Origin of the sequence: Pseudarthrobacter sp. PH31-O2 (assembly GCF_030063265.1) — a bacterium.
In the GTDB taxonomy this organism is placed as follows: Bacteria; Actinomycetota; Actinomycetes; order Actinomycetales; family Micrococcaceae; genus Arthrobacter.
Genome location: NZ_JASIST010000001.1, coordinates 634,784 through 648,705 on the forward strand (window position 1 = coordinate 634,784; position 13,922 = coordinate 648,705).

At 67.4% G+C, this 13,922-nt stretch carries 11 protein-coding genes; 7 read left to right on the forward strand and 4 right to left on the reverse strand.

The genetic code is table 11. The features are described 5' to 3' along the window. The first annotated feature begins 362 nt into the window (after window positions 1-362). The 5 genes from leuS to holA all read left to right on the forward strand — a co-directional run bounded on the left by leuS (window position 363) and on the right by holA (window position 7,941). Window positions 363-2,888, forward strand: coding sequence for a leucine--tRNA ligase (leuS, locus tag QMG72_RS02875; RefSeq protein ID WP_226775153.1), 2,526 nt, complete (start codon window positions 363-365; stop codon window positions 2,886-2,888). 96 nt (window positions 2,889-2,984) lie between these two features. Beyond that, on the forward strand, window positions 2,985-3,992 hold the full coding sequence (locus tag QMG72_RS02880; protein ID WP_226775154.1) for a DegV family protein: 1,008 nt from the start codon (window positions 2,985-2,987) through the stop codon (window positions 3,990-3,992). Window positions 3,993-4,126: 134 nt separating this feature from the next. Continuing rightward, window positions 4,127-5,041: a ComEA family DNA-binding protein gene (locus tag QMG72_RS02885; protein WP_226775155.1), complete on the forward strand. Its 915-nt coding sequence runs from the start codon at window positions 4,127-4,129 to the stop codon at window positions 5,039-5,041. Between the two features lie 9 nt (window positions 5,042-5,050). Further along, complete coding sequence (locus QMG72_RS02890; RefSeq protein ID WP_256446874.1) at window positions 5,051-6,994, forward strand: ComEC/Rec2 family competence protein; 1,944 nt, start codon at window positions 5,051-5,053, stop codon at window positions 6,992-6,994. Next, window positions 6,928-7,941: a DNA polymerase III subunit delta gene (holA, locus tag QMG72_RS02895; protein ID WP_226775156.1), complete on the forward strand. Its 1,014-nt coding sequence runs from the start codon at window positions 6,928-6,930 to the stop codon at window positions 7,939-7,941. The genes QMG72_RS02890 and holA overlap by 67 nt, the downstream gene beginning before the upstream one ends. Before the next feature lie 122 nt (window positions 7,942-8,063). Here the strand turns inward: holA and rpsT are convergent, their stop codons facing one another. After that, window positions 8,064-8,324 carry a 30S ribosomal protein S20 gene (gene rpsT / locus QMG72_RS02900; protein WP_226775157.1) on the reverse strand — a complete coding sequence of 87 codons (261 nt, stop codon included), beginning with the start codon at window positions 8,322-8,324 and terminating at the stop codon, window positions 8,064-8,066. Between the two features lie 174 nt (window positions 8,325-8,498). Beyond that, entirely contained in the window at window positions 8,499-9,038 is a 540-nt protein-coding gene (locus QMG72_RS02905) for a type II toxin-antitoxin system PemK/MazF family toxin (protein WP_283479608.1), read from the reverse strand. Window positions 9,039-9,257: 219 nt separating this feature from the next. Between QMG72_RS02905 and lepA the strand changes: the two genes are divergently transcribed. Together lepA and hemW are read left to right on the forward strand one after the other, a co-directional pair. After that, complete coding sequence (gene lepA, locus QMG72_RS02910) at window positions 9,258-11,111, forward strand: translation elongation factor 4 (RefSeq protein ID WP_226775159.1); 1,854 nt, start codon at window positions 9,258-9,260, stop codon at window positions 11,109-11,111. Window positions 11,112-11,153: 42 nt separating this feature from the next. Then, window positions 11,154-12,392, forward strand: a complete 1,239-nt coding sequence (hemW, locus tag QMG72_RS02915) for a radical SAM family heme chaperone HemW (RefSeq protein ID WP_283479609.1) — start codon at window positions 11,154-11,156, stop codon at window positions 12,390-12,392. 18 nt (window positions 12,393-12,410) lie between these two features. On the opposite strand, the gene QMG72_RS02920 is transcribed toward hemW, so the two are convergent. Both QMG72_RS02920 and QMG72_RS02925 read right to left on the reverse strand, forming a co-directional pair. After that, window positions 12,411-12,830 (reverse strand): DUF4870 domain-containing protein, encoded by a 420-nt coding sequence (locus QMG72_RS02920; protein WP_226775161.1) that lies wholly within the window; start codon window positions 12,828-12,830, stop codon window positions 12,411-12,413. Window positions 12,831-12,973: 143 nt separating this feature from the next. Further along, the gene (locus QMG72_RS02925) at window positions 12,974-13,822 is read right to left on the reverse strand and encodes a DUF3097 family protein (RefSeq protein WP_226775162.1); all 849 of its coding nucleotides are present in this window, start codon (window positions 13,820-13,822) and stop codon (window positions 12,974-12,976) included. Between the last annotated feature and the right edge of the window lie 100 nt (window positions 13,823-13,922).

Genomic DNA, 13,922 nt, shown 5'->3' on the forward strand with positions numbered 1-13,922 from the left:
TGCCCGTCCCCTGCTGCTCCCTGACACTCGCAAGCTCGTGTCGGGACCCTCGCAGCAGGGGGCCCATCGCGGTGCCCACCACACCCTGGCGGGGTGCGGCCTCCCTCTCGAGTGCGTCCACACTTCAGCCGCTCGTGGCGACTTACCTGTGGGTGGTTTGTGGGTGCGCTAAAGTAGTCCTGTGCGCGCGATCCTCCTGCTTAGCTAGCCGCCCGGCATTCCGTCGAAAACCCGGATTGCCGCGCGGCCGCCCCTCCGTGTCGAGGGGCTTTTGTGTGTCCGGGATGTTTGCCGGCCCGCAGCAGGGGATCAGGCGGGACAGTCCTGATCTGACAAGATCGAAAGAACAGAAGAGGCCAGCAGTGAGCGTTCAGCCGGAGACAGAGACCGGAACACCAGCAGTCGCAGCGGAGACGCCTGACGAGGGTGCCTACAGCTTTGCCGCCATGGAGGCCAAATGGCCGCAGGTCTGGGAGGACCTCAAGGTCTTCACACCCGTCGATGACGGGTCCAAGGAACGGCGGTATGTCCTGGACATGTTCCCGTACCCGTCCGGGGATCTGCACATGGGCCACGCAGAGGCCTTCGCCATGGGCGACGTCGTCGCGCGTTACCTCCGACAGCAGGGCTTCGATGTGCTGCACCCGATTGGCTGGGACTCCTTCGGACTGCCCGCCGAGAACGCGGCGATTAAGCGCAACGCGCACCCCAGCGAGTGGACCTATGCCAACATCGACACCCAGGCTGCCTCGTTCAAGCGCTACGCCATCTCTGCGGACTGGTCCCGTCGGATCCACACCTCCGACCCGGAGTATTACCGCTGGACCCAGTGGCTCTTTAAGCGCTTCTATGAACGCGGCCTGGCCTACCGCAAGAACTCCCCGGTCAACTGGTGCCCCAAGGACCAGACCGTGCTGGCCAACGAACAGGTCGTCAACGGCGCCTGTGAACGGTGCGGCACTCCGGTCACCAAGAAGTCGCTGAACCAGTGGTACTTCAAAATCACCGACTACGCAGACCGGCTCCTTGATGACATGGATGAACTGCGCGGCCACTGGCCCGAGCGTGTCCTGGCCATGCAGAAGAACTGGATCGGCCGATCCGAGGGTGCCCACGTCACCTTCGTGATCGAGGCCGAGGGCGGCAAGGCCGCCCAGGACGTTACGGTCTTCACGACCCGCCCGGACACCCTCTACGGCGCGACGTTCTTCGTCGTCGCCGCCGACGCGCCGATCGCCGTCGAGCTGGTCACCGGGGAACACGCCGCGGCCCTGGACGCGTACCGGGAACAGGTCAAGGCGCTTTCCGAAATCGAGCGACAGTCCACTGAGCGGGAAAAAACCGGAGTTTTCACCGGCCGTTATGCCACCAACCCGCTGAACGGCGAGAAACTGCCCGTCTGGGCGGCCGACTATGTGCTGGCCGACTACGGCACCGGAGCCATTATGGCCGTCCCTGCCCACGACCAGCGCGACCTCGACTTTGCCCGCACCTTCGACCTGCCGGTCCGGGCAGTGCTGGATACGGGGGAAGAAGATCCCGCATCCAGCGGTACTGCCACCACGGGTGAGGGAACCCTGATCAACTCCGGTGCCCTGGATGGACTGCCCAAGGCAGAAGCCATTCCGGCCGCCATCGAGATCCTGCAGCAGCAGGGCACGGGCGAAAAATTCGTGAACTTCCGCCTGCGCGACTGGTTGCTCAGCCGGCAGCGGTTCTGGGGCACCCCGATCCCGATCATCCACTGTCCCTCCTGCGGGGAAGTCCCGGTCCCGGACGAACAGCTCCCGGTTACCCTGCCGGCAGACCTGCGGGGCGAGGACCTCTCCCCGAAGGGCACCTCCCCGCTGGCCGCCGTCGAAAGCTGGGTCAATGTCGACTGCCCCGTTTGCCACGGGCCGGCCAGGCGGGACACTGACACCATGGACACCTTTGTGGACTCGTCCTGGTACTTCCTGCGCTTCGTCTCCCCGGACTACACCGGGGGGCCGTTCGACCCCGCCAAGATCAATGACTGGATGCCGGTGGGCCAGTACGTCGGCGGCGTGGAGCATGCCATTTTGCACTTGCTCTATGCCCGTTTTTTCACCAAGGTCATCCATGACCTTGGCATGATCGACACTGACGAGCCGTTCAGCGCCCTGTTGAACCAAGGCCAGGTACTCAACGGCGGTAAGGCCATGAGCAAGTCCCTGGGCAACGGCGTTGACCTGGGCGAGCAGCTGGACAAATTCGGCGTCGACGCCGTCCGGCTCACCATGATCTTCGCCTCGCCGCCGGAGGACGACGTCGACTGGGCAGACGTGTCGCCGTCGGGCTCCGCCAAGTTCCTCGCCCGCGCCTGGCGGCTGGGACAGGATGTCACCAGCGCACCCGGCGTCAACTTTGCCGCCGGGGACCGGGCCCTGCGTACCGTTACGCACCGCACAATCGCCGACGCCGAAGCCCTGCTTGACCACAACAAGTTCAATGTGGTGGTCGCCAAGCTGATGGAACTGGTCAACGCGACCCGAAAGACGATTGACGCCGGGGCGGGCGGCTCCGACCCGGCGGTCCGCGAAGCCGTTGAGACCGTCGCTGTCATTCTGAGCCTCTTCGCGCCGTACACGGCCGAGGATCTCTGGAACGTGCTGGGACACCCCGCCTCGGTGGCCAACGCAGGCTGGCCGGCACACGACGAGTCCCTCCTGGTGCAGGACACGGTCACCGCCGTCGTCCAGGTCCAGGGCAAGGTTCGCGACCGGCTGGACGTCTCACCGGCGATCGGCGAGGACGAACTGCGCGAATTGGCGCTGGCCTCGGAAAACGTCCAGCGGGCCCTCGACGGCCGCGATATCCGCACGGTAATCGTGCGGGCGCCTAAACTGGTCAACATCGTCCCGGCCTAACCGGGCAGGTCAGTGAACAGGCCGGCCGCCGCGGGAAACGGCGGCCGGCCATCACAGCGGGACCCGACAGCAAGTGCAGACGGCAGGAGGTGCCTGGTGCCCCACCGCGACCCAGCGGGGTGGCCGTGGCTGAAGGAGCGCCTCAACGGGTTGCGCCAGGCCAGGGTCCCCGCAATGGACCCCGGGTCCGGGGCTGCCCCGGATGGAGTCCGGACGGCCGTGGTCACGGACTCTGCCGCAGCACTTCCGGCCGACTGGGTACGCGCGGTATCCGCCGGCGGGGAGCTGACGGTCGTCCCGATGCCTGTGATGGTCGGCACTGAAATCTACGGCGAGGGCGAGGACGACATCGCGGATACCATCGCCGTGGCCCTGGCGAGCGGCAAACCCGTCAAGACCTCCCGACCTTCACCCGGCCAGTTTGAACAGGCTTATGTGGCCGCCCAGCGCAATGGCTTCGAGTCCGTTGTGTCGCTCCACATTTCCGGGGAACTCTCCGGCACGGTGGACTCCGCCCGGCTGGCTGCCGCCAAGGTGAGCATCCCGGTGGACGTCCTGGACTCGCGCACCGTCGGTATGGCTCAGGGAATGGCGGTCCAATGCGCAGTCAGCGCTGCCGCGCAAGGCAAGGCAGCCGCCGCCGTGCGTGAGTGCGCTGAATACGGGCTGGCCCGCTCCAAGGTCTACTTCTACGTACCCAGCCTCGAGCAGCTCCGGCGCGGCGGACGGATCGGAGCCGCGGCTTCTCTCTGGGGGACCATGTTCGCGATCAAGCCAATCCTTGCGGTCGAGGACGGCAGGGTCGTTCCGCTGGAGAAGGTCAGGTCCGCAGCGAAAGCCATCGCACGGCTCCGGGAGATCGCAGTGGCCGACGCCATTAGCCGGCCCCCGGGGCGGGCGCTCCTCGCTGTCCACCACTTTGGTAACCCGGCGGAGGCTAAACAGCTCGCCGCGGAGCTGGCCGCAGCCGTCCCGGGATGTCTGCCCGTCCAGATCAGCGCACTCCCCGCCGTGCTCGCTGCCCACGCCGGGCTCGGAGTGCTGGCGGTTATTGTGGGGGAGAGCGGCACGCCGGCAGCACGGGTGCCGTCTGCCGCCTCCTGACCGGGACGGCTTCCGGCACTTCCTGACCGGCACGCCGTCCGCCGCCACGCCCGGGGACCGGCTATTCCACAGGGGTTTTCCACATGGCACACTCGGCCCGGTGCCTCGTACGCTGCGGTTCGTAGGATGGGCGCATGCCGCGTCACGATCCGGAAAGCCCGCCCAGCCCCGAGGCCGTCCCTTCCGGCCGCAGGTTGTCGGCCGCCGTGACTCCTGCCTTCCGGGGTGCCGAGGACTTTAGGCCTGCCTCCGCCGGTGACAGCCCCGTCTCCGGCCTGCTCAGCGGGCCACCCGGGACCGGGCGCGCCGCGGAACAGCGCGTTCCGGGCCAGGCGGATGCGCCGGCCAGCCGCGGACCCCGGCTCCGATGGCGGACCGGACACCGCGCAGCTACCTTGCTGTGCCTGGTGGCGATGGCGCTCCTTGGCTGCTTCTGGTGGCAGGCATCGAACACCGCAACCCAGGTCAGCCCGCTCGGCGCCGTCAGCACCGCGGAACCCGGCGCGGAACCCGGCGCGGAACCCGCTCCGGAACTTGGGACGGCACCTGCGACGGGACCTGGGACGGGAGCCGTCGCAGCCGACCGGATCACCGTGCACGTGGCGGGCGCGGTGGTCCATGCCGGAATCGTGGAGTTGGCATCGGGGAGCCGCCTGCACGAGGCGATTTCGGCGGCGGGAGGCGGAGCGCCCGATGCGGACCCCGGCCAGCTTAATCTCGCGGCCGTGTTGGAAGACGGACAAAAGGTCGTTGTGCCGCGGCAGGGTGAAAGTACCGGGCCGGCCGGAGCTGCTGCCGCTGGGGCGGCCGGCGCCGCGGACGGGCCGGACTCGGCCGGCGGGCCCCCTCCTCCGGGCGGAAAGATCAACCTGAACACTGCCGGCGTCGACGAACTGGAGACCCTGCCGCGCGTCGGCCCGGTGCTGGCCCGGCGGATTGTCGAGTGGCGGTCCCAGCACGGCCGCTTTGAACGGGTCGAGGAGCTGGATGCCGTGGATGGCGTAGGGGCCAAGATGCTCGCAGCCTTGCTGCCTCTGGTGAGGGTCTGAGGGGCGGACATGGACCACGGCAGCCGCTGGCAGCGGTACGTGGACGCCGCGGCCCGCCGGCCCGCCGCAAACCAGCAGCCGCGGGAGGCGAAGGGGCCGCCGCCACCGGAGTGGTCCGGCCGGCTCCGGATGCTTGGCCCGAGGCTCCGCACCTGGTGTGCGTCATGGGAAGCCCCGGGCGGGCCCGCGCCGGCGCGGGAGGACTTATGGCGCAGGACCGATGTGCGCCTGGTTCCGATGGCGGCAATGGTCTGGGCGACGGCGGCCGCGGCGCAGCAGCTGCCCCCGGCGGTCCTGGCGGCGCTCTGCATGAGCTTCGTGACGGGGTCCGGGCTGCTCCTGGCCGTGGCGGCAGCCGGTTCAGGCAGTGGGCAGCCGGGCCCGCCGGCCCGGCGAAGCTTCCGCGCGACGATGGCCGTGGCACTGCTGCTCGCGGCTGCCGCCGGCGGGCACGCCGCCGCAGATTCTTCCCTCAGGCACGAGGGTGCCGTGTCTGCCGCCGCAGCCGAGGTAACAGCCGTTGCCGCGGAAGTGGAGGTAACGGGGACGCCGCGCCGGCTCAAGTCGCCCGGGCATACCGGGGCGGCGGACCGATGGGCCGTACCGGTCACGCTGATCGACATGACCTTCGACGCGCAGCGGGTACGCGTACCGGCCAGGCTCCTGGTCCTGGGCGGCGCCGGCTGGGAGTACGCCGTCCCCGGCCGGCGGATCCGAACGACCGGTAAACTTGCTCCGCCCACACCGGGCCTGACCGAAGCGGCAGTCCTCCTGGCAAGTTCCGTCCCCACGACGGTCGGGGAGCCCGGCACCTGGCAGCTCGCCCCGGGGGAGCTGCGCAGCCGTTTCACTGCGGCCACCGGGCAGTTCGGCGGCGACGCCCGGGGACTCCTGCCGGGAATGGTCACCGGCGACACGACCCTCCTGGACGAGGAGCTGGACGTGGCGATGAGGTCTGTCGGCATGACCCATCTGACGGCAGTGAGCGGCGCCAACTGCAGCGTCATCCTAGGCGCCCTCCTGCTGGCCGCGCGCAGCCTGCGATTGAGCCGGGTACTCGCTTCGGTCCTCTGCCTGGTTGGCTTGGGCCTGTTCGTCCTGGTGGTGGGCCCGGATGCGAGTGTCCTGCGGGCCGCGGTGATGGGCGCCATCGGTCTTGCGGCCCTTGCCGGCGGCCGGCCAGGACGCGGGCTAAGCCTCCTGTGCGTGGCCGTCACCGGCCTTGTCCTGCTCCAACCGGTGCTGGCCGCCAGCTTCGGATTCCTGCTCTCCGTGCTGGCGACCCTGGGTATTGTGACCACAGGCAGACCGGTCATGAAGTGGTTTCCGGCAGCCGTACCGCGTTGGGCCGCCGCTGCAGTGGCCGTGCCGCTTTCCGCACAGGCATTCTGCGGGCCGGTCATCGTTCTGCTCCAGCCCCAGTTCACTTCCTACGCCCTGCCCGCCAACATGGCCGCCGCTGCCCTGGTTGCCCCGGTCACGCTGCTGGGGACCGCGGCCGTGCCGCTGGTTCCGCTGGCTCCGGGCTTCGCCGCTGTCCCGTTGGGCGTCGCCGCCGCCTTCGCCGCCGGGGTAGGAGGAATTGCCCGGTTCTTCGCGGGCCTGCCCGGCGCGGTGCTGCCGTGGCCGGACGGGGCCTACGGCGCCGCGACCATGGCGCTCTTCTCGGCCGCGGCCTTCGCCGCCTGGTGGCTGGCCTTCCACCCCTTCCGGACGGCCGGGTTGGCCCTGACGGCACATCAGCGAACGGTGGCGTTGCTGAACCGGATACCGATGCGCGGCGATGGCCGGCACTCGGCCCGGGAAGGGAGCTGGCCCGGCTTGGTGCACCGCCCCGGCCGTGGCAGGCTTAGAGTCTGCACACAATCTTCCGGGAGGAAACCTCAGTGGCTGCTGCCCAGACCCCACGCACCCGGCCCGCGGCTTCGAACACGGCCACCTGGCGCGATGTGAGCCCGGCAGCCGTTGTGCTGGTGGGCGGCCCGGAAGACTACCTGGGCTCCCGCGCCATGGACCGGATCCGGGCGCAGGTCCGCGCCGCCGCCCCTGATGTCGAAGTCACCCGGCTCACTGCCGGCAACTACGAGCCCGGTTCCCTCGCCATGAATGTCAGTCCGTCACTTTTCGGCGAACAGAAGCTGATCGAGGTGGAAGGACTGGAGGGCATGAACGACGCGTTCCTCGCTGACGGTCTCAGATACCTCGCCCGGCCCGAGCCCGACGCTGTCCTCGTCCTGCGCCATAGTGGCGGCGTGCGCGGGAAGAAGCTCCTGGACGCCATCAAATCCGGCGGATGGCCGGTGGTGGACTGCCAGCCGCTGAAAAAGGACGCGGACAAGGTCGCGTTTGTGGCAGCCGAGTTTCGGGCAGCTTCCCGCCGCATTGATCCCGATGCCGTGCATGCCCTCGTCAACGCCGTCGGCGCCCAGCTCGCCGAACTGGCCGCCGCCTGCAGCCAATTGATCGCCGATGCGTCCACCAGCGTGGATTCTGCCATGGTGGACCGGTACTACGGGGGCCGGGTGGAAGCCACCGCGTTCAAGGTAGCCGACGCAGCGATGGCAGGGAATGCGCCGCTGGCCCTCTCCACCCTGCGCCACGCCCTCGATACCGGGGCGGACCCGGTTCCCTTGGTGGCCGCGCTGGCCTCGAAGCTCCGGAGCCTCGCCAAGGTGGCCGGCGCCCAGGGGTCCTCGTCGCAGATTGCCAAGCAACTGGGCATGCAACCCTGGCTGGTCGAGCAGGCACAGCGGGAGGTCCGGCGCTGGACCCCCGAAGGGCTTGTCCGGTCCATCCAGGTCACCGCCGAGGCCGACGCCCAGGTGAAGGGCCTGTCCCGGGACCCGGTCTACGCCGTCGAACACGCCGTAACCGTGATCGCTACCTCCGTCCGCCGCTGAGCCAGGACCGGGACCGGTGCCCACGCAGCAGGTGCTGCGCACGGTCGCTCTAGCGCTTAACTGGAAGTGGCCGGCACCCTGGGGTGCCGGCCACAATCGTCAGTTCGAAAGAACTGGAAACCTTAGAGCGCGTTGACCTTCTTGGAGATGGCCGACTTGCGGTTTGCGGCGTTGTTCTTGTGGAGAACGCCCTTGCTGACAGCCTTGTCCAGCTTGCGGCTGGCGGAAAGCAGTGCGGTAGCGGCCGCATCCTTGTCGGTTGACTCAACGGCGGTGTTGACGGCGCGGATGGCCGTCTTCAGCTCTGACTTGACTGCGTTGTTGCGCAGGCGGGCCTTCTCGTTGGTGAGGATGCGCTTCTTCTGGGACTTAATATTAGCCACGTGTGAACTCTCTTTTTCAATGCGGAAAATGGTCTAGAGGGCTTTCAGATTGGCCATTGACTGAGCGGCGTGGGGATACCTATGGCGACCAACCATCTGTGGCCGTCGACCTGCACGGACACACAGCTGTCAATAATAGCAGAGAGACCGGTCTGCTGGCGATTGAGTGCCCGGTCAGCGCCACCCCTGGCGGGTCCTCAGGGCGGCGGCGATGACGTTGAAGCTCTTGCGGTCGAGGATCGCGCCCTCGCGCCGGACATCCCGGGGATTGATCTGCAGGACACGGTCCAGTTTCGCTTCACTCGGACGGCGCTGCCGGTCCCAGGGGCCGGTGCCGATGTCGGCGTAGTCATCGGCCCGGCGAGGGTCCCCGTCGTGGTCCTTGCTGGTCAGCATAAGCCCCAGCAGGTAGGAGCCGTTGCTGCCCACCAGCAGCACCGGCCGGTCCTTGCCCTGCGAATAGTCTTCCTCGTGCGGCACCCAGGTCCAGACAACTTCGCCCGGCTCCGGGCGTCCGTTGGCAGACGGGGCGTAGCTCACCTTGGCCGTGCCGCGGAAATCTCCGGGGTAGGTACCGGTCAGTGAGCCCGGGGCTGGCTGGCTGGCGGGTGTTCTTCCCGGCGGGGAGCTGCCCGGCGCGGAGCGGGGCTGGCCCTCCAGGAATCTCAAGGTCCTGCGGACAGCGTTGCCGATCGAGCGTAAGTTCCAAGCCATGGGGAAACCCTACCGGCACCCAGTACCGGCGCCGGGCACAACTGCGGCGAAGAATCCAGGCGGAACATCGGCGCCGCTGTACGGAGCAGGGATGCACTCCCACGGGCCCGGACGTGGGAGACTATAGGTTCAGCTACGCGGCACGTCGCAGGACGGGAAACCAGAGCCAGCGCCGATCCGTGGAAAAGCCACCCGTAATGCCAACAGTAAGGACCCTGCGTGTCTCCCATGGCCCGCACCGCCCCGGTGCCCGCCGCAACAGATCCGGCCATCCTCCGGAACTTCTGCATCATTGCGCACATTGACCACGGCAAGTCCACACTGGCCGACCGGATGCTCCAGTACACCGGCGTCGTCCAGTCCCGTGACATGAAGGCCCAGTACCTGGACCGCATGGACATTGAGCGCGAACGCGGCATCACCATCAAATCCCAGGCCGTCCGCATGCCTTGGGAGCTCGACGGCGTCAGCTACGCGCTGAACATGATCGACACCCCGGGACACGTCGACTTCACCTACGAGGTCTCCCGCTCGCTCGCGGCGTGTGAAGGCGCGATCCTTCTGGTCGACGCTGCGCAGGGCATCGAGGCCCAGACCCTGGCCAATCTTTACCTGGCGATGGAGAACAACCTTACGATCATTCCGGTCCTGAACAAGATCGACCTTCCCGCAGCCCAGCCCGAGAAGTACGCGGCGGAACTCGCCAACCTGATCGGCGGCGAGCCCGACGATGTGCTCCGGGTGTCCGGCAAGACGGGTATGGGCGTGGAGGTTCTGCTGGATAAGATCGTCCGAGACCTGCCGGCTCCGGTGGGCGATCCCAACGCTCCCGCGCGCGCCATGATCTTCGACTCCGTCTACGACACCTACCGCGGCGTAGTTACCTACGTCCGCGTGGTTGACGGCATGCTGCACCCCCGCGAACGCATCCAGATGATGTCCACCCGTGCCACCCATGAACTCCTCGAGATTGGTGTCAGCTCCCCGGAGCCAACCCCCTCCAAGGGCCTCGGTGTCGGCGAGGTGGGCTACCTCATCACCGGTGTCAAGGACGTCCGCCTGTCCAAGGTCGGCGACACCGTCACCAACCTGGCCAAGCCGGCCAGCGAATCACTTCCCGGCTATGCCGATGCCAAGCCGATGGTCTTCTCCGGCCTGTATCCCCTGGACGGCACGGACTACCCGGTGCTCCGCGATGCGTTGGAGAAGCTGATGCTCAACGATGCCGCCCTGGTCTACGAGCCGGAGACGTCCGCGGCGCTGGGATTCGGGTTCCGAGTCGGCTTCCTGGGGCTGCTGCACCTGGAAATCACCAGGGAGCGTTTGGAACGCGAATACAACCTCGACCTGATCTCCACCGCTCCGAACGTGGAGTACGAGGTAACCCTGGAGGACAAGAAGGTCGTCCACGTCACCAACCCCAGTGAATACCCCAGCGGCAAGATCGCCGAGGTCCGTGAGCCTATGGTCGCCGCCACCATCCTGGCGCCGAACGAGTTTGTCGGGGCCATCATGGAGCTGTGCCAGAGCCGGCGCGGCGTGATGGGCGGCATGGACTACCTCTCCGAGGACCGGGTGGAAATCCGGTACCGTCTGCCGTTGGCCGAGATCGTCTTTGATTTCTTTGACATCCTCAAGTCCAAGACCCGCGGCTACGGGTCGCTGGACTGGAAAGCGGACGGGGACCAGGTCGCTGACCTGGTCAAGGTCGACATTATGCTCCAGGGCGAACAGGTGGATGCTTTCAGCGCCATCACCCACCGGGACAAGGCCTACGCCTACGGCGTGATGATGACCGGCAAGCTGCGCGAACTCATTCCGCGCCAGCAGTTCGAGGTTCCCATCCAGGCCGCCATTGGCTCCCGCATCATTGCCCGGGAAAGCATCCGCGCGATCCGCAAGGACGTGCTCGCCAAGTGCTACGGCGGTGACATCACCCGAAAGCGCAAACTGCTGGAAAAGCAGAAGGAAGGCAAAAAACGCATGAAGATGGTGGGCCGTGTGGAGGTCCCGCAGGAAGCCTTTATCGCCGCCCTCACCACGGATGAGTCCAAGGATAAGGCCAAGAAGTAACGGTGCCAGCAACGACTGTTCCACGGCAGACGGGCCCGGCCCGTGCCTAGCGTCCTTCCGCTGGGCGATCCGGCGCCACCGGACGGGCTGCTGCCCGGCCAGGCACTGGAGGGTGCCGCTTCCCGGGATTTTGGGCTGTACGTGCATATCCCGTTCTGCGCCGTGCGCTGCGGTTACTGCGACTTCAACACCTATACCGCCACGGAGCTCGGTGGCGGCGCCTCGCAGGACGCCTACGCCGGCACGGCGGTGGCAGAAGTTTCCTTTGCGGCGGCGGTCATGGCGGCCAGCGGCCTGCCGCCCCGCCCGCTGAGCACTGTCTTCTTCGGCGGCGGAACGCCGACACTGCTCCCCGCCGGGGACCTGGCCCGAATCCTTGCCGCCGCCATCGGGGCGTGGGGCCTGGCGCCCGGGGCCGAGGTCACCACTGAGGCGAACCCGGACTCGGTCACCCCCGAATCCCTTCAGCTGCTGGCCAACGCCGGATTCACCCGGGTGTCGTTCGGCATGCAGTCTGCGGTGCCGCATGTCCTTAAGGTACTGGACCGCACCCACACTCCCAGCCGGGTTCCCCAGGCCGTTCAATGGGCGCGGGAGGCCGGGCTCGCCGTCAGCCTGGACCTGATCTACGGAACGCCGGGGGAGTCGCTGGCCGACTGGCGCTTCTCGCTGGAGACCGCGTTGTCCTATCAGCCTGACCACATCAGCGCCTACGCACTGATCATCGAGGATGGCACGAAGCTTGCCGCGCAAATCCGCCGTGGCGAGGTAGCGGGAATTGACGACGACGACCATGCGGCAAAGTACGAACTGGCCGACGAACTCATCTCCGCCGCTGGACTGTCCTGGTACGAGGTCAGCAACTGGTCCCGCAGCCCGGAACAGGCCTGCCGGCATAATCTCGCCTATTGGCGGGGCGATGACTGGTGGGGAGTCGGCCCGGGCGCTCACTCGCACGTGGGCGGTGTGCGCTGGTGGAACGTGAAGCACCCCACTGCCTACGCCAATCGGATGGGTTCCGGGCTTTCCCCGGCAGCCGGCCGGGAGACCCTTGATTCTGCGACCCGCAACGTCGAGCGCGTGATGCTCGAAGCGCGGCTGAACTCAGGGCTGGACATTGCCAGTCTGGGCGGACTGGGGGATACCGGGCGGCATGCTGTCGCGGGACTCATCGCCGATGGCCTGGTGGAGCCCGTCGCGGCCTTCCACGGCAGCCTCATCCTCACGCTCAAAGGCCGCCTGCTGGCGGACGCAGTGGTCCGCAGGATCCTGCCGGACTAACCCTGCGTGCCCGGGGCCCTATTTGATAAAGCGGAAGTTGAACTCGTAGCGGTGCGGCTGGCCGCGGTTGACGTGGATTCCGGCTGCGACCGAAAAGCAGGTGACGGCGATCCAGATCAGAGTGGCAAGCACGGCGAAAATGTTGCCCACTACCGGGATAAAGACCAGCAGGTTGCACACCACGGCAGCAATTGTCGGGGGAAGCGTGAAATTGAGGGCTTCTTTGGACTCCTGCGCCGTGAACGGTCCGCGGTCCTTGAAGATCAGGTAGATCAGCAACGAGGGCACGCAACCGAGGATGCCGCCGAAATGAGCCAAGGTGGCCCATTGCCGGTCCTCGCCGGCCGTCAGCGGCAGCGCGTTGGCGGGAACGCCATGGTAAGGGGGCCGGCCATAGCCAGCCTTGTCGCCGTTATGCTCGCGTGCTTCATCTGCCACGGTGTTTTCCTTCGGATTGCGGTGGTGCCTTGGTGCCTGGAAATGCCGCTGCTGCGCCGGAAGCGCAACCGCCATACCAAGAATACGTGCTGGTGCGCGCAATCACGGATCGGCCCGCTGGCAGGAATGTCCGGCGGCGGCGTTCAGGGGACGGTCAGGAAGTCGATGACCTCCTCGACCCGGCCCAGCAGGGAGGGTTCGAGGTCAGCGTAGTTGTGGACCGTGCCGAGGAGTTTCTGCCAGCCCAGGCCAATGTCTTCCTTGGTGCTGTGCGGCCAGCCGAACGCGGTCAGGATACCCGTCTTCCAGTCCACACCGCGGGGGATTACCGGCCACTTCTCGATCCCCAGGACCGCGGGCCGGATGGCCTGCCAGACATCGACGTAGGGGTGGCCAACGATCAGGACGTTTCCGGCCGCCCCGGGGGAGGCCATCACGGCCGCCGCGATCCTGGATTCCTTGGAATCGGGCACCAGGTGGTCCACCAGCACACCGAGGCGGCGTCCGGGGCCGGGCCGGAAGGCAGCCACCGCCCCGCTGAGGTCGTCGATGCCATGCAACGGCTCCACGACGATACCCTCGACCCGAAGATCGTCACCCCAGACCTTTTCGACGAGTTCGGCGTCGTGTTTGCCTTCCACCCAGATCCGGCTGGCTTTGGCGATCTGGGCGCGCTGGCCCGCCACGCGGACGGAACCCGAGGCGGTGCGGGCCCCGGCGGCCGCCGCGCTCCCGCGGGGCGCCGGCGGCATCAGCCGGATCGGCTGGCCTTCCAGCAGAAAACCGAAGCCGAGGCGAAAGGACCGGGACTTCCCCCGGCGGTCTTCCAGGGCGACGACGTGCATCCCGCCGGACTTCTCCACCCGGGTCACGGCGCCGACCCAGCCGGACTGCACATCTTCGAGCACCATTCCGCGCTCGACGGCCACTTCGGGTAGTTGGGTTTTGGCGGGCGCGGACAGGTCCTGGGGCCCCCAGTTCTGGTACGACATCGGTTACACACTGCTTTGCGCTCGGTGGGCTGTGCCCCAAAACACCTGCCCCGGGAAGAACGCCCGAAGCGAATTCAATGCTAACAACGCGGCGACTCAT